This is a genomic window from Stenotrophomonas sp. Ste86 (assembly GCF_024519465.1).
Classification (GTDB): Bacteria; Pseudomonadota; Gammaproteobacteria; order Xanthomonadales; family Xanthomonadaceae; genus Stenotrophomonas.
Window position 1 is genome coordinate 178,040 of record NZ_JALJRW010000005.1, and the last position, 22,397, is coordinate 200,436.

32 protein-coding genes are annotated in these 22,397 nt (G+C 63.9%); 30 read left to right on the plus strand and 2 right to left on the minus strand.

Annotated elements, in window-relative coordinates; translation table 11 throughout:
* Positions 1-387 precede the first annotated feature (387 nt).
* From rpsJ to NR101_RS07525, 28 genes are all read left to right on the plus strand, one after another.
* Positions 388-699: a 30S ribosomal protein S10 gene (gene rpsJ, locus NR101_RS07390; protein WP_010341589.1), complete on the plus strand. Its 312-nt coding sequence runs from the start codon at positions 388-390 to the stop codon at positions 697-699.
* 11 nt (positions 700-710) lie between these two features.
* Positions 711-1,361, plus strand: coding sequence for a 50S ribosomal protein L3 (gene rplC / locus NR101_RS07395; RefSeq protein ID WP_256776217.1), 651 nt, complete (start codon positions 711-713; stop codon positions 1,359-1,361).
* Between the two features lie 12 nt (positions 1,362-1,373).
* Entirely contained in the window at positions 1,374-1,979 is a 606-nt protein-coding gene (gene rplD / locus NR101_RS07400) for a 50S ribosomal protein L4 (RefSeq protein ID WP_128095571.1), read from the plus strand.
* Positions 1,976-2,275, plus strand: a complete 300-nt coding sequence (gene rplW, locus NR101_RS07405; RefSeq protein WP_256776218.1) for a 50S ribosomal protein L23 — start codon at positions 1,976-1,978, stop codon at positions 2,273-2,275. The genes rplD and rplW overlap by 4 nt, the downstream gene beginning before the upstream one ends.
* A 10-nt stretch (positions 2,276-2,285) precedes the next feature.
* Positions 2,286-3,113: a 50S ribosomal protein L2 gene (gene rplB, locus NR101_RS07410; protein WP_256776219.1), complete on the plus strand. Its 828-nt coding sequence runs from the start codon at positions 2,286-2,288 to the stop codon at positions 3,111-3,113.
* A gap of 6 nt (positions 3,114-3,119) precedes the next feature.
* Entirely contained in the window at positions 3,120-3,389 is a 270-nt protein-coding gene (rpsS, locus tag NR101_RS07415; protein ID WP_017355409.1) for a 30S ribosomal protein S19, read from the plus strand.
* Between the two features lie 12 nt (positions 3,390-3,401).
* Entirely contained in the window at positions 3,402-3,737 is a 336-nt protein-coding gene (gene rplV, locus NR101_RS07420) for a 50S ribosomal protein L22 (RefSeq protein ID WP_017355410.1), read from the plus strand.
* Between the two features lie 17 nt (positions 3,738-3,754).
* Positions 3,755-4,486 carry a 30S ribosomal protein S3 gene (gene rpsC / locus NR101_RS07425; RefSeq protein WP_042614225.1) on the plus strand — a complete coding sequence of 244 codons (732 nt, stop codon included), beginning with the start codon at positions 3,755-3,757 and terminating at the stop codon, positions 4,484-4,486.
* 5 nt (positions 4,487-4,491) lie between these two features.
* On the plus strand, positions 4,492-4,905 hold the full coding sequence (gene rplP / locus NR101_RS07430; RefSeq protein WP_068849463.1) for a 50S ribosomal protein L16: 414 nt from the start codon (positions 4,492-4,494) through the stop codon (positions 4,903-4,905).
* Positions 4,905-5,090 (plus strand): 50S ribosomal protein L29, encoded by a 186-nt coding sequence (gene rpmC, locus NR101_RS07435; protein WP_017355413.1) that lies wholly within the window; start codon positions 4,905-4,907, stop codon positions 5,088-5,090. The genes rplP and rpmC overlap by 1 nt, the downstream gene beginning before the upstream one ends.
* An 11-nt stretch (positions 5,091-5,101) precedes the next feature.
* On the plus strand, positions 5,102-5,371 hold the full coding sequence (gene rpsQ / locus NR101_RS07440) for a 30S ribosomal protein S17 (protein WP_017355414.1): 270 nt from the start codon (positions 5,102-5,104) through the stop codon (positions 5,369-5,371).
* Positions 5,372-5,384: 13 nt separating this feature from the next.
* Positions 5,385-5,753: a 50S ribosomal protein L14 gene (gene rplN / locus NR101_RS07445; protein WP_038690286.1), complete on the plus strand. Its 369-nt coding sequence runs from the start codon at positions 5,385-5,387 to the stop codon at positions 5,751-5,753.
* A 16-nt stretch (positions 5,754-5,769) separates the two neighbouring features.
* Positions 5,770-6,087 (plus strand): 50S ribosomal protein L24, encoded by a 318-nt coding sequence (rplX, locus tag NR101_RS07450; RefSeq protein WP_228886387.1) that lies wholly within the window; start codon positions 5,770-5,772, stop codon positions 6,085-6,087.
* A 10-nt stretch (positions 6,088-6,097) separates the two neighbouring features.
* Entirely contained in the window at positions 6,098-6,640 is a 543-nt protein-coding gene (gene rplE, locus NR101_RS07455) for a 50S ribosomal protein L5 (protein WP_176990876.1), read from the plus strand.
* Between the two features lie 18 nt (positions 6,641-6,658).
* Positions 6,659-6,964 (plus strand): 30S ribosomal protein S14, encoded by a 306-nt coding sequence (gene rpsN / locus NR101_RS07460; protein ID WP_256776220.1) that lies wholly within the window; start codon positions 6,659-6,661, stop codon positions 6,962-6,964.
* A 236-nt stretch (positions 6,965-7,200) separates the two neighbouring features.
* Positions 7,201-7,599, plus strand: coding sequence for a 30S ribosomal protein S8 (gene rpsH / locus NR101_RS07465; RefSeq protein WP_256776221.1), 399 nt, complete (start codon positions 7,201-7,203; stop codon positions 7,597-7,599).
* A gap of 18 nt (positions 7,600-7,617) precedes the next feature.
* Complete coding sequence (gene rplF, locus NR101_RS07470) at positions 7,618-8,145, plus strand: 50S ribosomal protein L6 (protein ID WP_256776222.1); 528 nt, start codon at positions 7,618-7,620, stop codon at positions 8,143-8,145.
* 95 nt (positions 8,146-8,240) lie between these two features.
* The gene (gene rplR / locus NR101_RS07475) at positions 8,241-8,600 is read left to right on the plus strand and encodes a 50S ribosomal protein L18 (protein WP_256776223.1); all 360 of its coding nucleotides are present in this window, start codon (positions 8,241-8,243) and stop codon (positions 8,598-8,600) included.
* Between the two features lie 158 nt (positions 8,601-8,758).
* Complete coding sequence (gene rpsE / locus NR101_RS07480; protein ID WP_038690276.1) at positions 8,759-9,301, plus strand: 30S ribosomal protein S5; 543 nt, start codon at positions 8,759-8,761, stop codon at positions 9,299-9,301.
* Positions 9,294-9,485 (plus strand): 50S ribosomal protein L30, encoded by a 192-nt coding sequence (gene rpmD, locus NR101_RS07485; protein ID WP_256776224.1) that lies wholly within the window; start codon positions 9,294-9,296, stop codon positions 9,483-9,485. Before rpsE ends, rpmD begins: the two co-directional genes overlap by 8 nt.
* 4 nt (positions 9,486-9,489) lie before the next feature.
* Positions 9,490-9,933: a 50S ribosomal protein L15 gene (gene rplO / locus NR101_RS07490; protein WP_019186161.1), complete on the plus strand. Its 444-nt coding sequence runs from the start codon at positions 9,490-9,492 to the stop codon at positions 9,931-9,933.
* Between the two features lie 3 nt (positions 9,934-9,936).
* On the plus strand, positions 9,937-11,292 hold the full coding sequence (gene secY / locus NR101_RS07495) for a preprotein translocase subunit SecY (protein WP_256776226.1): 1,356 nt from the start codon (positions 9,937-9,939) through the stop codon (positions 11,290-11,292).
* Between the two features lie 348 nt (positions 11,293-11,640).
* Entirely contained in the window at positions 11,641-11,997 is a 357-nt protein-coding gene (gene rpsM, locus NR101_RS07500; RefSeq protein ID WP_019186163.1) for a 30S ribosomal protein S13, read from the plus strand.
* A gap of 12 nt (positions 11,998-12,009) precedes the next feature.
* Positions 12,010-12,399, plus strand: a complete 390-nt coding sequence (rpsK, locus tag NR101_RS07505; RefSeq protein WP_017355427.1) for a 30S ribosomal protein S11 — start codon at positions 12,010-12,012, stop codon at positions 12,397-12,399.
* Positions 12,400-12,413: 14 nt separating this feature from the next.
* Positions 12,414-13,043, plus strand: coding sequence for a 30S ribosomal protein S4 (rpsD, locus tag NR101_RS07510; protein ID WP_038690262.1), 630 nt, complete (start codon positions 12,414-12,416; stop codon positions 13,041-13,043).
* Positions 13,044-13,098: 55 nt separating this feature from the next.
* Positions 13,099-14,097 (plus strand): DNA-directed RNA polymerase subunit alpha, encoded by a 999-nt coding sequence (gene rpoA, locus NR101_RS07515; protein ID WP_256776227.1) that lies wholly within the window; start codon positions 13,099-13,101, stop codon positions 14,095-14,097.
* Positions 14,098-14,297: 200 nt separating this feature from the next.
* On the plus strand, positions 14,298-14,684 hold the full coding sequence (rplQ, locus tag NR101_RS07520; RefSeq protein ID WP_256776228.1) for a 50S ribosomal protein L17: 387 nt from the start codon (positions 14,298-14,300) through the stop codon (positions 14,682-14,684).
* Positions 14,685-15,064: 380 nt separating this feature from the next.
* Positions 15,065-15,571, plus strand: a complete 507-nt coding sequence (locus NR101_RS07525) for a disulfide bond formation protein B (RefSeq protein WP_256776229.1) — start codon at positions 15,065-15,067, stop codon at positions 15,569-15,571.
* A gap of 65 nt (positions 15,572-15,636) precedes the next feature.
* On the opposite strand, the gene NR101_RS07530 is transcribed toward NR101_RS07525, so the two are convergent.
* Entirely contained in the window at positions 15,637-17,763 is a 2,127-nt protein-coding gene (locus NR101_RS07530) for a TonB-dependent receptor (RefSeq protein ID WP_256776230.1), read from the minus strand.
* A 221-nt stretch (positions 17,764-17,984) separates the two neighbouring features.
* On the opposite strand from NR101_RS07530, the gene NR101_RS07535 reads away from it, so the two are divergent.
* Both NR101_RS07535 and NR101_RS07540 read left to right on the plus strand, forming a co-directional pair.
* Entirely contained in the window at positions 17,985-19,382 is a 1,398-nt protein-coding gene (locus tag NR101_RS07535; RefSeq protein ID WP_256776231.1) for a 3-deoxy-7-phosphoheptulonate synthase class II, read from the plus strand.
* A gap of 141 nt (positions 19,383-19,523) precedes the next feature.
* Positions 19,524-20,657, plus strand: a complete 1,134-nt coding sequence (locus tag NR101_RS07540; RefSeq protein WP_256776283.1) for a mechanosensitive ion channel family protein — start codon at positions 19,524-19,526, stop codon at positions 20,655-20,657.
* Positions 20,658-20,754: 97 nt separating this feature from the next.
* Here NR101_RS07540 and NR101_RS07545 read toward each other — a convergent pair whose 3' ends face one another.
* Entirely contained in the window at positions 20,755-22,380 is a 1,626-nt protein-coding gene (locus tag NR101_RS07545) for an amidase (protein WP_256776232.1), read from the minus strand.
* Between the last annotated feature and the right edge of the window lie 17 nt (positions 22,381-22,397).

Consider the following 22,397-nt stretch of genomic DNA (forward strand, 5'->3'; position numbering starts at 1 on the left):
CGTGAAGGCGGTCGTACCGTCGGCGCCGGCGTGGTCTCCAAGATCCTCAAGTAATCTGCTAGAATCTTCGCCCCGATGTTGCCTGGGTAGGGCATCGGGGCGGAACCAAACGGGAAAAGAGGCGCAGGAAGCTCCTCGTGTTCCCCAGACCAGGAAGGGTCGCGCCATTCAGGCAGTGTCAACAGGTCCCCTGTTGACCGCCACGTTGTATGCGCGCTATACTTTTTGTCTGGGCAGATCGGGAGACCGGTCTGCCTCGATTTTTGAGGTCTACGGAAAGATCTTGTCGCCGCACGGGAATGTGCGGCGTCTGCATTCAGGATATTCATGGGGCAAGGCAACCCAGAGGCCTTGTCCGTCGCTCTTTTAACGAAGGAACCCACCGTCATGGCGGACCAAAAGATCCGGATTCGGCTGAAGGCGTTCGATCATCGTTTGATCGACCGTTCGGCCAGCGAGATCGTAGAAACGGCAAAGCGGACCGGCGCGCAAGTGCGTGGCCCGATCCCGCTGCCGACCAAGATCGAGCGTTACACCATTCTCGTTTCCCCGCACGTCGACAAAGACGCGCGTGACCAGTACGAGACCCGCACGCATAAGCGCGTGCTCGATATCGTTGACCCGAACGACAAGACCGTGGACGCGCTGATGAAGCTCGAACTGGCTGCCGGCGTCGACGTTCAGATCAAGCTGACCTGAGGACTACGACCATGACGAAGAAATATTCGTTGGGCTTCGTGGGCCGCAAGGCTGGCATGAGCCGCGTGTTCACCGAAGATGGCCAGGCCATCCCGGTAACCCTGATTGAAGCCACCCCGAACCGCATCGCGCAGATCAAGACCGTCGAAGCTGACGGCTACAGCGCCGTGCAGGTGACCGTCGGCGCGCGTCGCGCTGCCCTGGTCAACAAGCCCGAATCCGGTCACTTCGCCAAGGCGAAGGTCGAAGCCGGTCGTGGCCTGTGGGAATTCCGCGTTGAAGACGCGCAGCTCGGCGATTTCGCCGTCGGCGGCGAAGTCAAGGCGGACATCTTTGAAGTTGGCCAGAAGGTCGACGTCCAGGGTGTCACCAAGGGTAAGGGCTTCCAGGGCACCATCAAGCGCTACAACTTCCGTATGGGCGATGCAACCCACGGTAACTCGCTGTCGCATCGCGCGCCGGGTTCCTTGGGCCAGCGCCAGACCCCGGGTCGTGTTTTCCCGGGTAAGAAGATGTCCGGCCACATGGGTTCGGTGCAGCAGAGCACCCAGAACCTTGAAGTGGTGAAGGTCGATGTCGAACGTGGTCTGATCGCAATCCGTGGTGCCGTTCCGGGCGCAGCGGGTGGTGACGTGATCGTTCGTCCGGCTAGCAAGGCATAAGGAGAGATGACGATGGAACTCGTTATCACGGGTAGCAACAACAAGGTCTCGGTCTCCGATGCCGTGTTCGGTCGCGATTTCAGCGAAGATCTGGTTCACCAGGTCGTCGTTGCTTACCGCAACGCCGGTCGCGCCGGCACCAAGGCGCAGAAGACTCGCTCTGAAGTGGCTGGTACCACCAAGAAGTCGAAGAAGCAGAAGGGCGGCGGCGCGCGTCATGGCGCACTGACGGCTCCGATCTTCGTCGGCGGTGGTGTCACCTTCGCGGCCAAGCCGCGCAGCTTCGAGCAGAAGGTCAATCGCAAGCAGTACCGTGCAGCTATGTGCGCGATCCTGTCCGAGCTGAACCGTCAGGGCCGTTTGACGATCGTGGAGTCCTTCGATGTCGAAGCGACCAACACCAAGTCGTTGATCGCCAAGCTGGCCGGCCTGGAAGTGGGCAAGCGCCCGCTGATCGTCACCGAAGATGCCTCCGAGCACCTGTACCTGTCGGCGCGCAACATTCCCTACGTGGAAGTGCGTGACGTCCAGGGTCTGGACCCGGTGTCGCTGGTCGGTGCCGACACGGTCGTCATCACCGCTGACGCGGTCAAGAAGGTCGAGGAGTGGCTGGCATGAGCGCCAACGAGAAAGTCTTCAGCGTGCTGCGTGCTCCGCGAGTCTCCGAAAAGACCGCGCGCCTGCAGGAACATTCCAACCAGTATGTCTTTGAAGTGTCGAACGAAGCGACCAAGGCCGATGTAAAGGCCGCGGTAGAGCAGCTGTTCGCCGTCAAGGTCGAGTCGGTCAACGTGCTGAACGTGAAGGGCAAGAACAAGTCCTTCCGTAACCGCACCGGCCGTCGCGGCGATTGGCGCAAGGCATACGTGCGTCTCGCCGATGGCCAGTCCATCGATGTAACGGCCAAGGCCTGAGGTCCATCCCATGCCATTGATGAAATTCAAGCCCACTTCCCCCGGCCGCCGTTCGGCCGTGCGCGTGGTTACGCCCGATCTGCACAAGGGCGCACCGCACGCAGCGTTGCTGGAGCCGCAGAGCAAGTCCGGTGGTCGTAACCACCACGGCCGCATCACCACCCGTCACGTTGGTGGTGGTCACAAGCAGCATTACCGCGTCATCGACTTCAAGCGCAACAAGGAAGGCATTCCGGCGCGCGTGGAACGCATCGAATACGATCCGAACCGCACCGCCCATATCGCCCTGCTGTGCTACGTCGACGGCGAGCGCCGCTACATCATCGCACCGAAGGGCCTGAAGGCCGGTGACCAGGTGATCGCGGGCTCGGACGCGCCGATCAAGGCGGGCAACACCCTGCCGCTGCGCAACATCCCGGTCGGTACCACTGTCCACGGCATCGAACTGAAGCCGGGCAAGGGTGCCCAGATCGCCCGTGCCGCCGGCGCCGCCGTGCAGCTCGTCGCTCGTGAAGGCATCTACGCCACCCTGCGCCTGCGCTCGGGTGAAATGCGCAAGGTGCCGGTCGAGTGCCGCGCCACCATCGGTGAAGTCGGTAACGACGAACACAACCTGGAAAAGCTGGGCAAGGCTGGCGCCAAGCGCTGGCGCGGTGTTCGCCCGACCGTTCGTGGTGCTGCCATGAACCCGGTTGACCATCCGCACGGTGGTGGTGAGGCGAAGGCCGGCCAGGGTAATCCGCATCCGGTCACCCCGTGGGGTGTTCCGACCAAGGGTTACAAGACGCGCAAGAACAAGCGCACCCAGCAATTCATCGTCCGCGATCGTAGGGGCTAATCGACCATGGCACGTTCACTCAAGAAGGGCCCGTTCGTCGATCACCACCTCGTCAAGAAGGTGGAGGCCGCTGCGGGTAGCAAGAAGCCGATCAAGACCTGGTCGCGCCGTTCGATGATCCTGCCGGAAATGGTAGGCATCACCATCGCCGTTCATAACGGCAAGAACCACGTCCCGGTGCTCGTCAACGAGAACATGGTCGGCCACAAGCTCGGCGAATTTGCCATCACTCGGACCTTCAAGGGTCACGGTGGTGACAAGAAGTCGGGCAAGTAAGGAGAGATGACAATGGAAGCGAAAGCAATCCTGCGCTCCGCGCGCATCTCTGCGCAGAAAGCCCGCCTGGTCGCAGACCAGGTGCGTGGCCTGCCGGCCGAGCGTGCGGTCAACCTGCTGAAGTTTTCGGATAAGAAGGCTGCCCACCTGATCAAGAAGGTGGTGGAGTCGGCTATCGCAAATGCCGAAAACAACCAGGGCGCCGACGTCGACGAGCTGAAGGTTCAGACCATCATGGTAGATGAAGGTCCGACCCTGAAGCGTTTCATGGCGCGGGCGAAAGGCCGCGGCACCCGCATCCTCAAGCGCACCAGCCACATCACTGTGGTTGTGGGCGCCGGCAAGTAAGCGGAAAGGAAAACACCATGGGTCATAAAGTTCATCCGATTGGTATCCGCCTCGGCATTTCCAAGGACTGGAACTCCAAGTGGTACGCCAACAAGGCCGAGTTTGCTGGTTATCTGGCAGCCGACCTGAAGGTGCGGGAAATGCTGCGCAAGAAGCTTGCGCAGGCCGGCATCAGCAAGATCCTTATCGAGCGTCCGGCAAAGACCGCTCGCGTGACGATCCACACCGCCCGTCCGGGCGTGGTGATCGGCAAGCGCGGTGAGGACATCGAAAAGCTGCGCAAGGAAGTGAGCGAGATGATGGGCGTCCCGGCGCACATCAACGTCACCGAAGTGCGCAAGCCCGAGCTGGACGCGCAGCTGGTTGCCGAGTCGATCGCGCAGCAGCTGGAGCGTCGCATCATGTTCCGCCGTGCAATGAAGCGCTCGGTCGGCAACGCGATGCGCCTCGGTGCCCTGGGCATCAAGGTCAACGTCGGTGGCCGCTTGAACGGTGCAGAAATCGCCCGTTCGGAGTGGTACCGCGAAGGCCGCGTGCCGCTGCACACGCTGCGTGCCGACATCGACTATGGCTTCGCTGAAGCCAAGACGACCTACGGCATCATCGGCATCAAGGTCTGGATCTACAAGGGCGAGGTTTTCGATTTCTCCCAGGTTGGCCAGGAAAAGCAGGACGATTCCCCGCGCAACGATCGTAACGATCGCGGCGACCGTGGTGACCGTCAGCGCCCGGCCCGTGAAGCGAGGTAACGACAATGTTGCAACCCAAGCGAACCAAGTACCGCAAGGTACACAAGGGCCGTAACGATGGCCTGAGCTGGAGCGCCAATGCTGTCAGCTTCGGCGAGTACGGCCTGAAGGCAACCGCCCACGGTCAGCTGACCGCGCGTCAGATCGAAGCGGCCCGCCGCTCGATCAGCCGCTACGTCAAGCGCGGTGGCAAGATGTGGATCCGAGTGTTCCCCGACAAGCCGATCACCAAGAAGCCCATCGAAGTCCGAATGGGTTCTGGTAAGGGCAACGTGGAATACTGGGTCGCCCAGATCCAGCCCGGCCGCATGATCTATGAAATTGAAGGTGTGGGTGAAGACGTGGCTCGCGAGGCGTTCCGCCTGGCGGCCGCCAAGCTCTCCGTGACCACCACCTTCGTGACCCGGACGGTGATGTAATGGATATCAAACAACTTCGCGAAAAGTCGGCTGACGATCTGAAGGCCCACCTGACCGATCTGCGTAAGGAGCAGTTCTCGCTCCGCATGCAGCAGGTTACCGGCCAGCTGCCGAAGACTCACGAAACCCGCCGGGTCCGCCGCGAGATTGCTCGCGTCAAGACCCTGCTCGGCAGCACCAAGTAAGGATGGCCGCGATGAGCGACAATACTGAAAACAAGACGCTGCGCACGGTCGAAGGCCGTGTCGTCAGCAACAAGATGGACAAGACGGTCACCGTGTTGGTGGAACGCCTGGTCAAGCACGCCCTGTACGGCAAGTACATCAAGCGTTCGACCAAGCTCCACGCACACGACGCCGACAACGCCTGCAACGAAGGCGATGTCGTCCGCGTGACCGAAATTGCTCCGATGTCCAAGACCAAGAACTGGCGCGTGGTGGAAGTCATCACGCGTGCGGCTGAATAAGGAGATCTGAATCATGATCCAGATGCAGAGCTACCTCGAGGTCGCGGACAATTCCGGTGCCAAGGAAGTGATGTGCATCAAGGTGCTGGGCGGCTCCAAGCGTCGCTACGCCCACATCGGTGACATCATCAAGGTCACCGTGAAGGATGCAATTCCGCGTGGCAAGGTCAAGAAGGGTGAAGTGTTCGATGCCGTCGTGGTGCGTACCCGCAAGGGTGTGCGTCGCGCCGACGGTTCGCTGATCCGTTTCGACGCCAACGCTGCGGTCCTGCTCAACAACAAGCAAGAGCCGATCGGCACCCGCATCTTCGGACCGGTGACTCGTGAACTTCGTACCGAGAAGTTCATGAAGATCGTCTCGCTCGCTCCCGAAGTGCTGTGAGCGACAGGAGATAATCATGGCTAACCGTATCAAGAAGGGCGACCAGGTCGTCGTCAACACCGGCAAGGACAAGGGCAAGCAGGGCGAAATCGTCCGCGTCGACGGCGATCGTGTGATCGTCGCCAACGTGAACATCGTCAAGCGCCACACCAAGCCGAACCCGCAGGCAGGCGTTGCCGGCGGCGTGGTCGAGCGTGAAGCGTCGATCCATATCTCCAACGTGAATGTGCTGAACCCGGCTTCGGGCAAGGGCGAACGCGTTGGTTTCAAGGTGCTGGAGGATGGACGCAAACTGCGTGTGTTCCGCTCCAGCGGTGAGGCGCTCGACGCCTGAGGATGCGCTGATGAATACCCGTCTCGAAAAGTTCTACAAGGAAGAAGTGGTGCCGGCGCTGATGAAGCAGTTCGGCTACACCAATCCGATGCAGGTTCCGAAGCTGGTCAAGGTCACCCTGAACATGGGTGTCGGTGAAGCAGCCACGAACAAGAAGATCCTGGAAAACGCCGTCGCCGACATGGCCAAGGTCTCCGGTCAGAAGCCGATCGTGACCAAGTCCCGCGTCTCGGTGGCCTCGTTCAAGATCCGCGATGGTTGGCCGATCGGCTGCAAGACCACGCTGCGTCGTGAAAAGATGTATGAGTTCATGGATCGCCTGATCAACATCTCGCTGCCGCGCGTGCGCGACTTCCGTGGTGTCTCGGGTCGTTCCTTCGACGGTCGTGGCAACTTCAACATGGGTGTGAAGGAACAGATCATCTTCCCGGAAATCGACTTCGACGCTGTCGACGCGATCCGCGGCATGGATATCGCCATCACCACCACCGCCAAGACCGATGCGGAAGCGAAGGCGCTGCTTGCAGCGTTCAAGTTCCCGTTCCGTAACTGATACGTCGAGGAATCCGATATGGCAAAGACCTCCATGGTCAACCGCGATCTGAAGCGCGCCAAGCTGGCCGTCAAGTTCGCTGGTAAGCGTGAAGAGCTGAAGAAGATCATCTCCAGCACGACCGCTTCGTACGACGAAAAGGCCGACGCTGTCGTCAAGTTGCAGAAGCTGCCGCGCGATTCGTCGCCGAGCCGCCACCGCAACCGTTGCGAACTGTCCGGCCGCCCGCGTGGCGTCTACAGCAAGTTCGGCCTCGGCCGCAACAAGCTGCGCGAAGCCACCATGCGTGGCGACGTGCCGGGCCTGCGCAAGGCCAGCTGGTAAGGGATTCGTCCCGGAACCTGCCTCGCATCCCCTGGGTGCGGGGTAGGGGGACCGACCGGTTGTTCAGGTTTGTTCCCAATTGAAGAGTCCGACGCAAGTCGGGCTCTTTTTGCCGTATACTCCCGCGTCTTGCCTGCTCGCAAGACGTGAGCAGCGCGTGAAGGGTCCTGGCCCATCCCAGGAACACAGCAAGATTTTCGCGAAAGCGGATATCGGTGCACTCAAAGGTATCGACTATGAGCATGACTGATCCCATCGCCGACCTGCTGGTACGCATCAAGAATGCGGCCGCGGTTGGTAAGCAGACGGTGAAAGCACCGTCGTCCAACATCAAGGTTGCCATCGCAGAAGTGTTGAAGTCCGAGGGCTACATCACCGACCTGCGCGTGACCAAGATCGAAAACAACAAGGCCGAGCTTGAAATCGTCCTGAAGTACTTCGAGGGCAAGCCGGTCATCGAGACCCTGAAGCGCTTCTCGCGTTCGGGTCTGCGCCAGTACCGTGGCAAGTCCGAACTGCCGAAGGTCCTCAACGGCCTGGGCATCGCCATCATCTCCACCTCCAAGGGCATCATGACTGATGCGCAGGCGCGCCAGTTGGGCGTCGGCGGCGAAGTCCTGTGCTTCGTGGCCTAAGGCGAGAAGGAACCAACTATGTCCCGCGTAGCCAAGAAGCCGGTCAACCTGCCCAAGGGCGTTGAACTGAACATCCAGCCGGAATCCGTCAGCGTGAAGGGCCCGAAGGGCACCCTGTCGCTGCCCAAGGTTGCTGGCGTTGAAATCACCATCGAAAACGGCGTTGCCAACCTGGCCGCCAACGATCCGAGCCTGCTTGCCCTCACCGGCACCGTGCGCGCGATCCTGGCCAACATGGTCCACGGCGTCACCGAAGGCTTCGAGCGCAAGCTCGAGCTGGTCGGCGTCGGTTACCGTGCCGCCATGCAGGGCAAGGATCTGAACCTGTCGCTCGGGTTCTCGCATCCGGTCCTGTTCGTGGCGCCGGAAGGCATCACCATCTCGACCCCGACCCAGACTGAAGTGCTGGTCCAGGGCACCGACAAGCAGCGCGTCGGTGAAGTGGCTGCCAAGATCCGTGGCTTCCGTCCGCCGGAGCCCTACAAGGGCAAGGGTGTGAAGTACGCCGGCGAAGTCATCATTCGTAAGGAAGCCAAGAAGGCCTAATCAGGCGCGGGAACTTCCACGGGAGCCTGGCCGTCACCGGCCGGGTTTCTCAACGCAAAAGCCCGCTTCACTTCAGCTTTCAAGGAACTCAAATCATGAGCATCAACAAGAACATCGCCCGCCTGCGTCGCGCCAAGTCGACCCGTGCACACATCCGCGTTCTCGGCGTGCCGCGTCTGTCGGTGCTGCGCACCGGTCAGCACCTGTACGCCCAGGTCTTCACCGCCGATGGCTCCAAGGTGCTGGCTGCTGCCAACACCACCCAGGCCGACGTCAAGGAAGGCCTGAAGAACGGCAAGAACAGCGACGCCGCCACCAAGGTCGGCAAGCTGGTCGCCGAGCGCGCCAAGGCTGCGGGCATCGAGAAGGTCGCTTTCGACCGCTCGGGCTACCGCTACCACGGTCGCATCAAGGCACTGGCCGATGCAGCCCGCGAAGGCGGCCTGCAGTTCTAAGGGATTCGGGGGCAGGGGTTTCCCCTGCTCCCACCTGCCTGCCGGCGCGGGTTGCGCCGGACGACGTCCTTCTTCTGCAAGGGCGATCGGTTCACCGCACCACTTCACAGCTATAAGCGGCCCTGAGCCGTACATACCCAACCAATCAAGGAATCAACATGGCAGAAGAACGTCAGCAGCGGGGTCGCGATCGCGACCGTAACCGCGAAGAGAAAGTCGACGACGGCATGATCGAGAAGCTGGTCGCGGTCAACCGCGTCAGCAAGACCGTCAAGGGCGGTCGCCAGTTCACCTTCACCGCACTGACCGTGGTCGGTGACGGCGCAGGCAAGGTCGGTTTCGGTTACGGCAAGGCGCGTGAAGTGCCGGTCGCCATCCAGAAGTCGATGGAGCAGGCGCGCAAGAACCTGGCCGACGTCGATCTGAACAACGGCACCCTGTGGCACCCGGTGAAGTCCGGCCACGGCGCAGCCCGCGTGTTCATGATGCCGGCCTCCGAAGGTACCGGTGTCATCGCCGGTGGTGCCATGCGCGCCGTGCTGGAAGCCGTTGGCGTCAAGAACGTGCTGGCCAAGGCCGTCGGTTCGCGCAACCCGATCAACCTGGTTCGCGCCACGTTGAAGGGCCTGAGCGAAATGCAGTCGCCGGCTCGCATTGCAGCCAAGCGCGGCAAGAAGGTAGAGGATCTCAACCATGGCTAATGAAACCGTCAAGACCGTCAAGGTCCGCCTGGTGCGCGGCCTCCGTGGTGCCCAGTCGCGTCACCGCCTGTCGGTGCGTGCCCTGGGTCTGAGCAAGCTCAACGATGTTCGTGAACTGAAGGACAGCCCGCAGGTTCGCGGTCTGATCAACAAGGTCCACTACCTCGTCAAGGTTGAGGAATAATCCAATGACCATGCATCTGAATGAACTGAGCCCGGCACCGGGCGCTCGCAAAGAGCGTACCCGCGTCGGTCGTGGTATCGGCTCCGGCCTGGGCAAGACCTGCGGCCGCGGCCACAAGGGTTCGTTCGCCCGTAAGGGTGGCGGCAAGATCAAGGCAGGCTTCGAAGGCGGCCAGACCCCCATGCAGCGTCGTCTGCCGAAGGTCGGTTTCCGTTCCAAGATCGCCAAGGACACCGCTGAAGTGCTGTCCTACCAGCTGGAACGCCTGGAAGCGGGTGAGATCGACTTCGCCGCGCTGCGCGCTGCCAAGCTGGTCCCGAGCACCGCGAAGCGTGCCAAGATCGTCATGAAGGGCGACCTGACCAAGGCGTTCACCCTGAAGGGCGTCGCTGCAACGGCCAGTGCCAAGGCCGCGATCGAAGCTGCCGGCGGCAGCGTACAGGAGTAAGACATGGCGCAAGCTGGCATTGGTAACCTCGGCGGCGGGCTCGGCAAGTTCACGGAACTTCGTCAGCGTCTGCTGTTCGTCATCGGGGCGTTGATCGTCTATCGCATCGGCTGTTATGTGCCGGTGCCGGGCGTGAATCCCGATGCCATGCTTGCGCTCATGCAGGCGCAGGGCGGCGGCATCGTGGACATGTTCAACATGTTCTCGGGCGGCGCCCTGCACCGTTTCAGCATTTTCGCGCTGAACGTGATGCCGTACATTTCGGCGTCCATCGTGATGCAGCTGGCGGTCCATATCTTCCCGGCATTGAAGGCAATGCAGAAGGAAGGTGAATCAGGCCGTCGCAAGATCACCCAATATTCCCGCATCGGCGCCGTGTTGCTGGCCGTAGTGCAGGGCGGCAGCATCGCCCTGGCGCTGCAGAACCAGCTGTCGCCGAGCGGCGCGCCGGTCGTGTACGCCCCGGGCATGGGCTTTGTGCTCACCGCCATCGTCGCGCTGACCGCCGGTACGATCTTCCTGATGTGGGTTGGCGAGCAGGTCACCGAGCGTGGCATCGGCAACGGCGTCTCGCTGATCATCTTCGCCGGCATCGTCGCCGGCCTGCCGGGCGCGGTCATCCACACCGTGGAAGCCTACCGCGACGGCAACATGAGCTTCATTTCGCTGCTGCTGATCGTGCTGGTGGTGCTGGCCTTCACCTACTTCGTGGTGTTCGTCGAGCGTGGCCAGCGTCGGATCACGGTGAACTACGCGCGCCGCCAGGGCGGTCGCAATGCGTACATGAACCAGACCTCGTTCCTGCCGCTGAAGCTGAACATGGCGGGCGTGATCCCGGCCATCTTCGCCTCGAGCATCCTGGCGTTCCCGACGACCCTGGCCATGTGGTCCGGCCAGGCCAGTTCGGCCACGTGGCTGCAGAAGGTTGCCAATGCGCTGGGTCCGGGCGAGCCGCTGCACATGATCGTGTTCGCTGCGCTGATCACCGGTTTCGCGTTCTTCTATACCGCGCTGGTGTTCAACTCGCAGGAAACCGCCGACAACCTGAAGAAGTCGGGCGCACTGATTCCGGGCATTCGTCCGGGCAAGGCCACCGCCGATTACATCGACGGTGTGCTGACCCGCCTGACCGCGGCCGGCTCGCTGTACCTGGTGATCGTCTGCCTGCTGCCGGAAATCATGCGCACCCAGCTGGGCGCCTCGTTCTACTTCGGCGGCACCTCGCTGCTGATCGTGGTGGTGGTGGTGATGGACTTCATCGCGCAGATCCAGGCGCACCTGATGTCGCACCAGTACGAGAGCCTGTTGAAGAAGGCCAACCTGAAGGGCGGCAACCGCGGCGGTTTTGCTCGCGGCTGATAAGCCTGTTACACTATTCTTCTTGTTGCGAAGGCCCCTCCGGTTCCCGGACCTGGCCTTCCAAATCGAAGGGCGGCCCCCGCAGCGGTTTCGGGTGGGGGTGTGATGTGGTGGTCCCGCGCAGGAGTAGCGCGGGCGACGAAGAGGGCAACCTCCGCAGTCAACGACATCCGGCGCCGGAGCATGGGCACACTCCCCACGCCGGGTCCATGGAACCTTTGAGGTTCCACGGACTTCCAAGTACACCGAAACCTTGATAGAATCGCTAGTTCACTTTTTTGATCCATCCTGCCGGATTAGCGCGCCCAAGGTGCGCTGTCGGCCATCACTCAGCTGGAGAACCGCGTCATGGCGCGTATTGCAGGCGTCAACCTGCCAGCCCAGAAGCACGTCTGGGTCGGGTTGCAAAGCATTTACGGCATCGGCCGTACCCGTTCGAAGAAGGTCTGCGACGCCGCAGGCGTTACCTCGACCACCAAGATCCGCGACCTGTCCGAACCGGAAATCGAGCGCCTGCGTCTCGAAGTCGGCAAGTACATCGTGGAAGGCGATCTGCGCCGTGAAATCGGTATCGCGATCAAGCGCCTGATGGATCTGGGCTGCTACCGCGGTCTGCGTCACCGTCGCGGTCTGCCGCTTCGTGGCCAGCGCACCCGTACCAACGCCCGCACCCGCAAGGGCCCGCGCAAGGCGATCAGGAAGTAAGGGACCTAAGAAATGGCTAAGCCCGTCGCTAAGACCAAGAAGAAGATCAAGCGCGTCGTCACTGACGGCGTCGCCCACGTCCATGCTTCTTTCAACAACACCATCGTGACCATCACCGACCGTCAGGGCAATGCTCTGTCGTGGGCGACCTCCGGTGGCGCTGGCTTCCGCGGTTCGCGTAAGTCCACCCCGTTCGCTGCCCAGGTGGCTGCCGAGAAGGCCGGCCGTGCCGCGCTCGACTACGGCGTCAAGTCCTTGGAAGTCCGCATCAAGGGCCCGGGTCCGGGTCGTGAGTCGGCCGTGCGCTCGCTGAACAACGTGGGCTACAAGATCACCAACATCATCGACGTGACGCCTATCCCGCACAACGGGTGCCGTCCGCCGAAGAAGCGTCGCGTCTAAAGGAGCGATAAGAAATGGCTCGTTATATCGGTCCTACCTGTAAGCTCGCCCGCCGCGAAGGCGCCGACCTTTCCCTCAAGAGCCCGGCGCGCGCGCTGGACTCCAAGTGCAAGCTGGAGCAGAAGCCCGGCCAGCACGGCGCCACTGCCCGTAAGGGCAAGCTGTCCGACTACGCTACCCAGCTGCGTGAAAAGCAGAAGGTCAAGCGTATCTACGGTCTGCTGGAGCGTCAGTTCCGCAACTACTACAAGAAGGCCTCGACCAAGAAGGGCAACACCGGCGAGAACCTCCTGCAGCTGCTGGAAACCCGCCTGGACAACGTTGTCTATCGCATGGGCTTCGCTGTGACCCGTCCGGCTGCCCGTCAGCTGGTCTCGCACCGCGGCGTCACCGTGAACGGCAAGTCGGTCAACCTGGCTTCGTACCAGGTCAAGGCTGGCGACGCTGTCGCGCTGTCCGAAAAGGCTGCCAAGCAGTTGCGCGTTCAGGAAGCCCTGACCGTGTCTGCCACGCACGACCTGCGTCCGTCGTGGGTTGAAGTGGATTCCGGCAAGTTCGCCGGCATCTTCAAGGCTGTTCCGGATCGTGCGGACCTGCCTGCGGATATCAACGAAGCGCTGATCGTCGAGTTGTATTCGAAGTAATTCACATTGGAGAATCCCCGGCGACGGCCGGGGATTCACTAGGAGAACCCGCAACATGACGGTTACCGCCAACCAGGTTCTGCGTCCTCGCGGTCCGCAGATCGAACGCCTTACCGACACCCGCGCCAAGGTCGTTATCGAACCCTTGGAGCGTGGTTACGGGCATACGCTGGGCAATGCCCTGCGTCGCGTGCTGCTGTCGTCCATCCCGGGCTTCGCCATCACGGAAGTGGAAATCGACGGCGTGCTGCACGAGTACACCACCCTTGAAGGCTTGCAGGAGGACGTGCTTGAAGTCCTGCTCAACCTGAAGGATGTGGCCATCCGCATGCATACCGGCGACAACGCTACGCTGTCGCTGTCCAAGCAGGGGCCGGGTGTCGTTACCGCTGCTGATATCAAGATTGACCATAACACCGAGATCCTCAATCCGGCTCATGTGATCTGCCATCTCACCAAGGATGTGGCGATCAACATGCGTCTGAAGGTCGAGCGCGGTTTCGGCTACCAGCCGGCTGCTGCCCGCCGCCGTCCGGATGAAGAAACCCGTGCCATCGGTCGTCTGGTGCTGGACGCTTCGTTCTCGCCGGTCCGTCGCGTCGCCTATTCGGTGGAAGCGGCCCGCGTCGAACAGCGTACCGATCTGGACAAGCTGGTGCTGGACATCGAAACCAACGGCACGATCGATGCCGAGGAAGCCGTGCGCACTGCCGCGGATATCCTCAGCGATCAGCTGTCGGTGTTCGGTGACTTCACCCACCGCGACCGCGGTGCAGCCAAGCCGGCCAACAACGGCGTGGATCCGGTGCTGCTGCGCCCGATCGACGACCTGGAACTTACCGTGCGTTCGGCCAACTGCCTCAAGGCTGAGAGCATTTACTACATCGGCGATCTGATCCAGAAGACCGAAGTGGAACTGCTCAAGACCCCGAACCTCGGCAAGAAGTCGCTGACCGAGATCAAGGAAGTCCTCGCACAGCGTGGTCTTTCGCTCGGCATGAAGCTGGAGAACTGGCCGCCGGCCGGTGTCGCCCAGCACGGCATGCTCGGCTGATCCAGCGCTACGCAAGATGCTTGACCCCGCACCTTCGGGTGCGGGGGCTTCACCGCAACACGACGCATCGACAGGCCCACAGCCTGCGGTGACGGTCGGCCAGGAGGGCCGGCATCGGACCATCCGCAGTCCAAGCAACAACGCCAGGAAGGCGACAGCGATACCCAACCGATCCAATATTCAATCAAGGAATCACTCCCATGCGTCATATGAAGTCCGGCCGCAAGTTCAACCGCACCAGCGCCCACCGCGAAGCGATGTTCAAGAACATGGCGTCGTCGCTGTTCAAGCACGAGCTGATCAAGACCACGCTGCCGAAGGCCAAGGAACTGCGCCGCGTCGCCGAGCCGCTGATCACCCTGGCCAAGGTCGACTCCGTCGCCAACCGCCGTCTGGCCTTCGCTCGCCTGCGCGACCAGGAAGCCGTCGGCAACCTGTTCACCATCCTGGGCCCGCGTTACGCGAACCGTCCGGGCGGCTACCTGCGTCTGCTGAAGTGCGGTTTCCGCGCTGGCGACAACGCGCCGATGGCCTACGTGGAACTGGTGGATCGTCCGGCTGCCGTGGCTGAAGCCGTCGAAGAATAATCGACGCGCAACACCCGAAATTCGGTGAAGAACCCGGCCTTGTGCCGGGTTTTTCCGTTTGTGGGGTAGGGGTTTGTTGGTGTGTTGATCTACGGCAACGGCAACGGCAACGGCAAAGCGCGTCGCGTACTACGGCGGGGCGTTGGCGTGGGTGGGTCTACGGGACTTGCAGCGTGTCCCGCCAATCCACCCGTACCGACGCCCCTTCCGGGGCAAGGAGTCAAAGGCATTCGCTCTTGCTGTCGGGTCACTGCCAAGATCTCAAACGTCAACAGAACAGGCTGTCTGGTCCAGCGGGCCGATAGCCGGTAGGTCGGCAGGGGCCGGGGCCTGCGGCGCCCTGTTAATCTTGGCGCCTTGCACGTTCACGAGTGTTGGCAATGAATCCACTGCGCTGGAATTACCGCGCCCAGTTCCTGCTGGGGTTTTTGATCTGCGCCGGGCTGTTGGCGTATGCGATCTTCCTGCAGCTCAAGATAGGCCTGGAGCCGTGCCCGCTGTGCATTTTCCAGCGGATCGCGTTCGCCGCGCTCGGGCTGCTGTTCCTGATCGGCGCCCTGCATGGCCCGCGTGATCGCGCCGGTCGTGGCACCTATGGCGTGCTCGCCTTCATCGCCGCGGCCGTCGGCATGGGTATCGCCGGTCGCCACGTGTACGTGCAACTGCTGCCCAAGGACATGGGGTCCAGCTGCGGCCCACCGCTGGCGTTCCTCAGTGAAACCATGGGGCCGTTCGAGGTGTTTCGTACCGTGCTGACCGGTACCGGCGACTGCGGCAACATCGACTGGCGCTTCCTCGGCCTGACCATGCCGATGTGGAGCCTGGTGTGGTTCGTGCTGCTGGCCGCGTGGGCGCTGTTCGTGTCCTTCCGCAAGCGCCGCGCCTGATCGACACGGCGCGCTGATCGCGTGCCTGCTGCGCCCGCCGGCAACGTGCTGGCGGGCGCAGTCGTTCAGAAGTCCTGCTGCAGGCTCAGGTAGGCGCCGCGACGCGGACCCCACTGCGGGGCGAACACGCCGATACCCCCGCCGTCGCGGAGTTGATAGCTGCGGTCCAGTGCGTTGACCAGCGCCAGCTGCGCGTGCAGCGGGTGGCCGCTGTCGGCGTTGAAGTCGTGCGCCGCGCTGAGGTTGACCTGCAGGTAGGACGGCAGCGCACCGCCATTGGGCACGCCCTCGATGTCCGAACGCAGGCCGCTGCCATACACGTAGTTCGCCCCGACCCGGTTGTGGCCGGCGAAGGCGTAGCTGACGCCGCCTGACGATGTCAGTTTCTGGTCGTGGTCCAGATGGATCCAGTTGTCCTGCACGTAGGCCAGCGCTTCCGGGTCCAGGTTGTACTGGCTGGTGATCACCTGCTTGCCCATCGCCTTGTTGTAAGCCGCATTGAAATACGCACTGAGTGGGCCACTGCTGTAGTCGGCGCTGAACTCCACGCCGTGTATGTGCCCGTAGCGGTAGTTGAAGGTGGAATAGATGTAGGCCGCACCGAACTGGCCTTCGTCCTGCAGGCGGTCGACCTTGCGGTCGTACGCGTCCAGGCCCAGGGTCAGGTGCTCGCCAACCTGCTGGGAGACACCCACGTCGTAATAGTCGCTGCGTTCGGACAACGGCGTGGTGCTGCCGACGGTCGGCTGCTGGTTGGTGGTGCCGTCGTAGCGCGCGATGTCACTGCTGGCGACCAGCTCGCTGGCCGGTGGGGTGAAGTAGCGCGAGTAGCCGGCATGCACGGTGGTGCTGTCGCTGGCGTTCCAGACCACGCCCAGGCGCGGGCTGAGCTGACCTTCGGTGCCGCCGAAGGCCTTGTAGCGGTCTGCGCGCAGGCCGTAGTTGACCGTCCAGTCCTGGCCGACCCGCCATTCGTCCTGCACGTACGCCGCCGCGGTGCTGGCATGGAAGGCGCTGGCATCGGTGATCACGATCGGGGTGGTGCTGGCCTGGTTGCCGTCGGCGTCGACCGGGAACACCCAGGCGGTGCTGCCCGCGCGCGCGCGTTCGCTGTTGCCGTACAGGCCATAGCGCAGGGTGTGGTTGTCGCCCAGCGGGGTCGAGAAATCGGCCTGCACGGTGCTGGCGCGGTTGTTGCGGTCCACCTGTGAGGCCACGCCATCGAAGATCAAGTCGCCGGCCACGTCCGGGTTGAAGGCCAGGTCGCTGTAACGCTGCCCGGCCGACACCTGGTAGGCGGTCTGGCCGAGCGTGCCCTGCAGCACGAGCATGCCGAAGCGGGTGGTCTCGCGCTGGGTTTCATCCAGCTGTGCCGAGTCGGCCTGGACGGTATCCAGATAGCCGAACTGTGGCGTCTGGCCGGGGTTGACCGGGATCTGGAAGCGGTTGTTGGCGAAGCCGGCGAACAGGCTCAGGCGGGTGGTGTCGTTGACCAGGTAGGTCAGGTCGGCGAACGCCTTGCCCTGGTGGGTGTCGTCATGGTCGGGCCGGCGCGAGGCGGTGGGGTTTTCCAGGCCGACCTCGTTCTGGTTGTAGTTGCCGGTCAGGTACCAGCTCCAGCGGCCCTGGTTGCCCCACCACGAGGCGTTGGGGTTGATCGTGCCGAACGACCCGGCGGTGATGCCGGCGCTGCCACCATTGCCCAGCTCGGCGCCGCTGCGGGTGGTGATGTCGACCACGGCGGCGGTGCGTTCGCCGAACTGGGCCGGCAGTGCGCCGTCCATCAGGCGGATGCTCTTGATGGTGCGGGCGTCCAGGGTCTGGCCGAAGCCGGAGATCGATTCGGGCAGCAGCACGCCGTTGAGGCGGTACTGCAGGTTGGCGTGGTCGCCGCGCACGTGGACCCCGCCGTAGCTGTCCTGGACCACGCCAGGGGCCTGCAGCAGCACCTGGCTGAGCGGGGCCGATGCCCCCAGCGGCTGCTTCTGGATGTCCTCGGCGGTGATCTGGTACTGGCTGCTGCCGATATCGGGGGAGAGGGCGTTGCGGGCCAGGTCGAGTTGGGCGCTGACGGTGACCGCGTCCAGGTCGGTGACTGCCGGGGTGGCGGTGTCGGCCGGGGCAGCCAGGACGGGCAGGCTGGCCAAGGCCAGGGCGAAGGCGATACCGCTGGCAAGAAGGGATGGCTTCATGGGGAGCACTTGATTGACTGGGCGTGGGGGAGGGGGCCGGCCTGGCGAGTGTTACTCCGTAACAAATCATGCGCCTGTCCAGCGTCCGGCGGGAATGCCGTTCCGGGCGACCGGCGCCGTCCGTTTTCCACCGTTCAGCTGGCGCCGTTGCGCAGCAGACGCTTTGCGCCAGCGACGCGCTCTGCGACCATGACCGGTCCCCACCCCCTCGGAAGTCTGTGATGAGCCCGTCCGCACCGCCCGTAGTCGATCCCGCCGCCACTGCTGCCGCCGACAGCGCTGCCTGGTCGCCGGAGAGCTGGCGCGGCAAGACCGCGCTGCAGATGCCGACCTATCCCGACCCGCTGGCCCTGGACGCGGCGCTGCACGAGCTCAAGCGTCTGCCGCCGCTGGTGACCTCCTGGGAAATCCTGTCGCTCAAGCAGCAGCTGGCCGACGCCCAGGAAGGCAAGCGCTTCCTGCTGCAGGGCGGCGACTGCGCCGAGAACTTCAGCGACTGCGAATCCACCACCATCTCCAACCGGCTCAAGGTGCTGCTGCAGATGAGCCTGGTGCTGGTGCACGGCATGCGCAAGCCGGTGATCCGCGTCGGCCGCTTTGCCGGGCAGTACGCCAAGCCGCGCTCGGCCGATACCGAGACCCGCGACGGGGTGACCCTGCCCAGCTACCGCGGCGATGTGATCAACGCGCCGGAGTTCACCGAGGCCGCGCGCCTGCCCGAACCGCGCCGCATGCTGCAGGCCCATGCGCACTCGGCGATGACCATGAACTTCGTGCGCGCCCTGATCGACGGCGGCTTCGCCGACCTGCACCATCCCGAGTACTGGAACCTGGAGTGGGTGCGTCATTCACCGCTGGCCAGCGACTACCAGCAGATGGTGGCCTCGATCGGCGACGCGGTGCGCTTCATGGAAACCCTGTCCGGTTCGCAGGTGTACAACCTCAATCGGATCGATTTCTACACGTCACACGAAGCGCTGCTGTTGCCCTACGAACAGGCGCTTACCCGCCAGGTGCCGCGCCAGCACGGCTGGTTGAACCTGAGCACGCATTACCCGTGGATCGGCATGCGCACCGCTGCACTGGATGGCGCGCATGTGGAATACCTGCGCGGCGTGCGCAACCCGATCGCGATCAAGGTCGGCCCGTCCGTGCAGCCGGACCAGCTGCTGCGCCTGATCGACGTGCTCAACCCCGATGACGAACCGGGTCGCCTGAGCTTCATCCATCGCATGGGCGCGGCACAGATCGCCGAGAAACTGCCGCCGCTGCTGGACGCGGTCAAGCGCGATGGCCGCCGCGTGCTGTGGGTGTGTGATGCGATGCACGGCAATACCGAAAGCACCAGCAACGGCTACAAGACGCGTCGCTTCGACAACGTGCGGGGCGAGGTGGAGCTGTCTTTCGACCTGCACGCCGCGGCCGGCACCCGCCTGGGGGGCGTGCACCTGGAGTTGACCGGTGAGGATGTGACCGAATGCACCGGCGGCGCACGCGAGCTGACCGAGCGCGATCTTGAACGTGCGTACCGCTCGTCGGTGGACCCGCGCTTGAACTACGACCAGTCGCTGGAGATCGCCATGGCGATCGTGCGCAAGCAGCAGCTTTACGCGGCCTGACGCTACGCTGCCCAGCCGCGCGTGGTGGCTGCGCCAACAGGGCGTTGTCCACGCGCGGCTTACATTCGCCTGACATGCGGGTAATGGCCGTGCAGGCACGCTGTCGACTTCCTTGGAAGATCGCTGGAGCGTGCAGTGAGGGTGGACTGGCAGCAAGCGGCGTTGTATCTGTGGCCGATCGGCATCTCGCTGGCGGTGGGACTCACCGGGTGGTGGTTGTTGATGGCACTGACCCGCAGGCTCAAGGGGCGTGACTACCGGCGCGCGCGCATCGGTCGGGTGATCAGTCGCCCGATGGCGTTCGCGTTGCCGCTGCTGGTGTTGATTCCTGCATTGGAGGCGACGCCGTTGCAGGGCCATTGGCTGGACCAGTCGCTGCGCCTGCTGCACATCGGCCTGACCGCCTGCGTGATCTGGCTGCTGGTGCGTGCCGTCGCCGCCGGCGAGGACGCCATCCTTCGCGACAATCCGATGGAAGTGGCCGACAACCTGGAAGCACGGCGCATCCAGACCCAGACCCGCGTGCTCAGCCGGGTGTTGATGGGCGTGATCATCCTGGTCGGCGTCTCGCTGATCCTGCTGACCTTCCCGATGGTGCGCCAGATCGGCACGGCGCTGCTGGCCTCGGCCGGCATCATCGGCCTGGTGGCGGGCATCGCGGCCAAGCCGGTATTCGGTAACCTGATCGCAGGCCTGCAGATCGCGCTGACACAACCGATCCGGCTGGACGATGTGGTGATCGTGGAAGGCGAATGGGGCCGGGTGGAGGAGATCGGCAGCAGCTATGTGGTGGTGCGGATCTGGGATGAGCGACGCATGGTGGTGCCGCTCACCTGGTTCATCGAGCACCCGTTCCAGAACTGGACACGCCGCAGCGCCGATCTGCTCGGCACCGCGTTCCTGTGGCTGGACTATCGGGCCCCGATCCCGGCGATACGCGCCGAGCTCGAACGCATCTGCAAGGGCGAATCACTTTGGGATGGACGGGTCTGCGTGACCCAGGTGACCGAGACCACCGAGCACACGGTGCAGGTGCGCCTACTGGTGAGTGCGCGCAGTTCCGGTGATGCCTTCGACCTGCGCTGCATCGTGCGCGAACGCATGCTCGACTTCCTGGCGCGCGAGCATCCACAGGCACTGCCGCGCACCCGCGCCGAGCTGTTGCAGCAACCCGACCCGGTGCAGCGGCCGCGCTCGACGCCGGCCGAGGACGTGCGTTCGCCGGGCGCCGAAGACGGCGCGCCGGCCATCCTTCCAGAGCCCACCAACGGATAATGCCGTCCCCGCGTCCCGGTAGTGCCGGCCGTTGGCCGGCTCCTCGCAGCGTCGGGTGTCGCGCAGAGCCGGCCAGCGGCCGGCACTACCGAACCGCTCAGGGTGGGCCGGGGTTGGCCAGCAGGCTGTCGGTCTTGAAGCGCGGCGGACGCCGGGCGCGCGTGCGCTGTTCGTAGGCGTACGCAAGCTCGATCAGGCGCGGCTCGCTCCAGGCGGTGCCCATGAACAGCAGGCCCAGCGGCAGGCCGTTCACGTGGGCCATCGGCACGCTCAAGCTCGGGTAACCGGCCACGGCAGCAGCGCTGTAGCTCTCGCCGGGGAAGTCGTCGCCGGCGCCAGCGCGGATCGGCCAGGCGGTGCCGGTGGTCGGTGCGATCAGGGCATCCAACTGTTGCGCGCGCAGCGCCGCATCGATGCCCTCCGGGCCGGCCAAGCGGCGCGCCTCGGTGCGGGCGGCGATGTACTCCGGGCTGCCCAGCCCGCCGGCCGCTGCCGCCGCTTCCATCAGGTCCTGGCCGAACGGCAGCAGCTCCTTGTCGGCGTGGCTACGGTTCCACGCGATGAGCTGCTCCAGGTCGCGCACCGGGGCCTTGTAGGTGGTCAGATAGCGCTGTAGGCCGGCCTTGAACTCATGCAGCAGCACGAGGCGTTCGGCGTCCTGCCATTGGCCCTGGGTCGGCAGTTGCACCGGTACCACCACCGCGCCGGCCTCGCGCAGCACGGCGATGGCGTGCTGCAGCGCCGGGCCGATGCCCGGCAGCTGGTCGAGCGGGCCATACAGCACGCCGATACGGGCGCCGCGCAGGCTGTCCGGATTCAACCGTGAGGTGTAGTCGTACACCGCGCGCCCGGGCATGGTCGCGGTCGCCGGGTCCGCGTCGTCGCGGCCGGCCATCGCGGTCAGCAGCGCGGCGGCATCGGCGACGCTGCGCGCCATCGGGCCGGCGGTGTCCTGGCTGAAGGAAATCGGGATGATGCCTTCGCGGCTGACCAGTCCGACGGTCGGCTTGAGTCCGACCACGCCGTTGATCGCCGCCGGGCAGACGATGCTGCCGTCGGTCTCGGTACCGACCGCCGCAGCGGCCAGGTTGGCCGACACCGCCACCGCGCTGCCGCTGCTGGAGCCGCAGGGGTTGTGGCTGAGGCGATAGGGGTTGCGGGTCTGCCCGCCGCGCGCACTCCAGCCGGAAATCGACTGGCTGGAGCGGAAATTGGCCCACTCGCTGAGGTTGGTCTTGCCCAGGATCACCGCGCCGGCCGCGCGCAGGCGGGTGACCAGGAACGCATCGTCGGGGCGGAACGTGGCCAGTGCCAACGAGCCGGCGCTGTTGCTCATCGGGCGTGCGCCGATGTTGTCCTTGAGCAGCAGCGGAATGCCATGCAGGGGCCCGCGCAGTTGTCCGCGCTGGCGTTCGGCATCGCGCGCGGCCGCTTCCTTGAGGGCGTCGGGGTTGAGTTCGATCACCGCGTTCAAGCGTGGACCGGCACGATCCAGCCGTGCGATCCGTTCCAGATAGGCGCCGGTCAGATGCACGCTGTCCAGGGCACCGGCAGACATCTGCGCCTGCAGATCGGCGATGTCGGTCTCGGCATAGAGGAAGGGAGAATCGAGTGACGTCGTCGGCAGGGCGGCGCGCGCTTCGCTGGCATGCACCGGTGCCGGCGCAGGGGCGCAGCCACACAGTGACATGAGCATCAGCATCGATGTCAGCGTCAGACGCATGAGGGTGTCCCGGGAAC

Bases quoted from the DNA above. Each gene is read 5' to 3' on its own strand.
- rplP (WP_068849463.1), top strand. From the start codon at position 4,492: ATGTTGCAACCCAAGCGAACCAAGTACCGCAAGGTACACAAGGGCCGT.
- rplC (WP_256776217.1), top strand. From the start codon at position 711: ATGACGAAGAAATATTCGTTGGGCTTCGTGGGCCGCAAGGCTGGCATG.
- NR101_RS07545 (WP_256776232.1), bottom strand. From the start codon at position 22,380: ATGCGTCTGACGCTGACATCGATGCTGATGCTCATGTCACTGTGTGGC.
- rpsJ (WP_010341589.1), top strand. From the start codon at position 388: ATGGCGGACCAAAAGATCCGGATTCGGCTGAAGGCGTTCGATCATCGT.
- rplD (WP_128095571.1), top strand. From the start codon at position 1,374: ATGGAACTCGTTATCACGGGTAGCAACAACAAGGTCTCGGTCTCCGAT.
- rpmC (WP_017355413.1), top strand. From the start codon at position 4,905: ATGGATATCAAACAACTTCGCGAAAAGTCGGCTGACGATCTGAAGGCC.
- rplO (WP_019186161.1), top strand. From the start codon at position 9,490: ATGACCATGCATCTGAATGAACTGAGCCCGGCACCGGGCGCTCGCAAA.
- NR101_RS07525 (WP_256776229.1), top strand. From the start codon at position 15,065: ATGAATCCACTGCGCTGGAATTACCGCGCCCAGTTCCTGCTGGGGTTT.
- rpsQ (WP_017355414.1), top strand. From the start codon at position 5,102: ATGAGCGACAATACTGAAAACAAGACGCTGCGCACGGTCGAAGGCCGT.
- rpoA (WP_256776227.1), top strand. From the start codon at position 13,099: ATGACGGTTACCGCCAACCAGGTTCTGCGTCCTCGCGGTCCGCAGATC.
- rplF (WP_256776222.1), top strand. From the start codon at position 7,618: ATGTCCCGCGTAGCCAAGAAGCCGGTCAACCTGCCCAAGGGCGTTGAA.
- rpmD (WP_256776224.1), top strand. From the start codon at position 9,294: ATGGCTAATGAAACCGTCAAGACCGTCAAGGTCCGCCTGGTGCGCGGC.
- rpsE (WP_038690276.1), top strand. From the start codon at position 8,759: ATGGCAGAAGAACGTCAGCAGCGGGGTCGCGATCGCGACCGTAACCGC.
- rplV (WP_017355410.1), top strand. From the start codon at position 3,402: ATGGAAGCGAAAGCAATCCTGCGCTCCGCGCGCATCTCTGCGCAGAAA.
- rplQ (WP_256776228.1), top strand. From the start codon at position 14,298: ATGCGTCATATGAAGTCCGGCCGCAAGTTCAACCGCACCAGCGCCCAC.
- NR101_RS07535 (WP_256776231.1), top strand. From the start codon at position 17,985: ATGAGCCCGTCCGCACCGCCCGTAGTCGATCCCGCCGCCACTGCTGCC.
- rpsD (WP_038690262.1), top strand. From the start codon at position 12,414: ATGGCTCGTTATATCGGTCCTACCTGTAAGCTCGCCCGCCGCGAAGGC.
- secY (WP_256776226.1), top strand. From the start codon at position 9,937: ATGGCGCAAGCTGGCATTGGTAACCTCGGCGGCGGGCTCGGCAAGTTC.
- rplR (WP_256776223.1), top strand. From the start codon at position 8,241: ATGAGCATCAACAAGAACATCGCCCGCCTGCGTCGCGCCAAGTCGACC.
- rpsN (WP_256776220.1), top strand. From the start codon at position 6,659: ATGGCAAAGACCTCCATGGTCAACCGCGATCTGAAGCGCGCCAAGCTG.
- rpsS (WP_017355409.1), top strand. From the start codon at position 3,120: ATGGCACGTTCACTCAAGAAGGGCCCGTTCGTCGATCACCACCTCGTC.
- rplN (WP_038690286.1), top strand. From the start codon at position 5,385: ATGATCCAGATGCAGAGCTACCTCGAGGTCGCGGACAATTCCGGTGCC.
- rpsM (WP_019186163.1), top strand. From the start codon at position 11,641: ATGGCGCGTATTGCAGGCGTCAACCTGCCAGCCCAGAAGCACGTCTGG.
- rplX (WP_228886387.1), top strand. From the start codon at position 5,770: ATGGCTAACCGTATCAAGAAGGGCGACCAGGTCGTCGTCAACACCGGC.
- rplW (WP_256776218.1), top strand. From the start codon at position 1,976: ATGAGCGCCAACGAGAAAGTCTTCAGCGTGCTGCGTGCTCCGCGAGTC.
- NR101_RS07530 (WP_256776230.1), bottom strand. From the start codon at position 17,763: ATGAAGCCATCCCTTCTTGCCAGCGGTATCGCCTTCGCCCTGGCCTTG.
- rpsH (WP_256776221.1), top strand. From the start codon at position 7,201: ATGAGCATGACTGATCCCATCGCCGACCTGCTGGTACGCATCAAGAAT.
- rplB (WP_256776219.1), top strand. From the start codon at position 2,286: ATGCCATTGATGAAATTCAAGCCCACTTCCCCCGGCCGCCGTTCGGCC.
- rpsK (WP_017355427.1), top strand. From the start codon at position 12,010: ATGGCTAAGCCCGTCGCTAAGACCAAGAAGAAGATCAAGCGCGTCGTC.
- rplE (WP_176990876.1), top strand. From the start codon at position 6,098: ATGAATACCCGTCTCGAAAAGTTCTACAAGGAAGAAGTGGTGCCGGCG.
- rpsC (WP_042614225.1), top strand. From the start codon at position 3,755: ATGGGTCATAAAGTTCATCCGATTGGTATCCGCCTCGGCATTTCCAAG.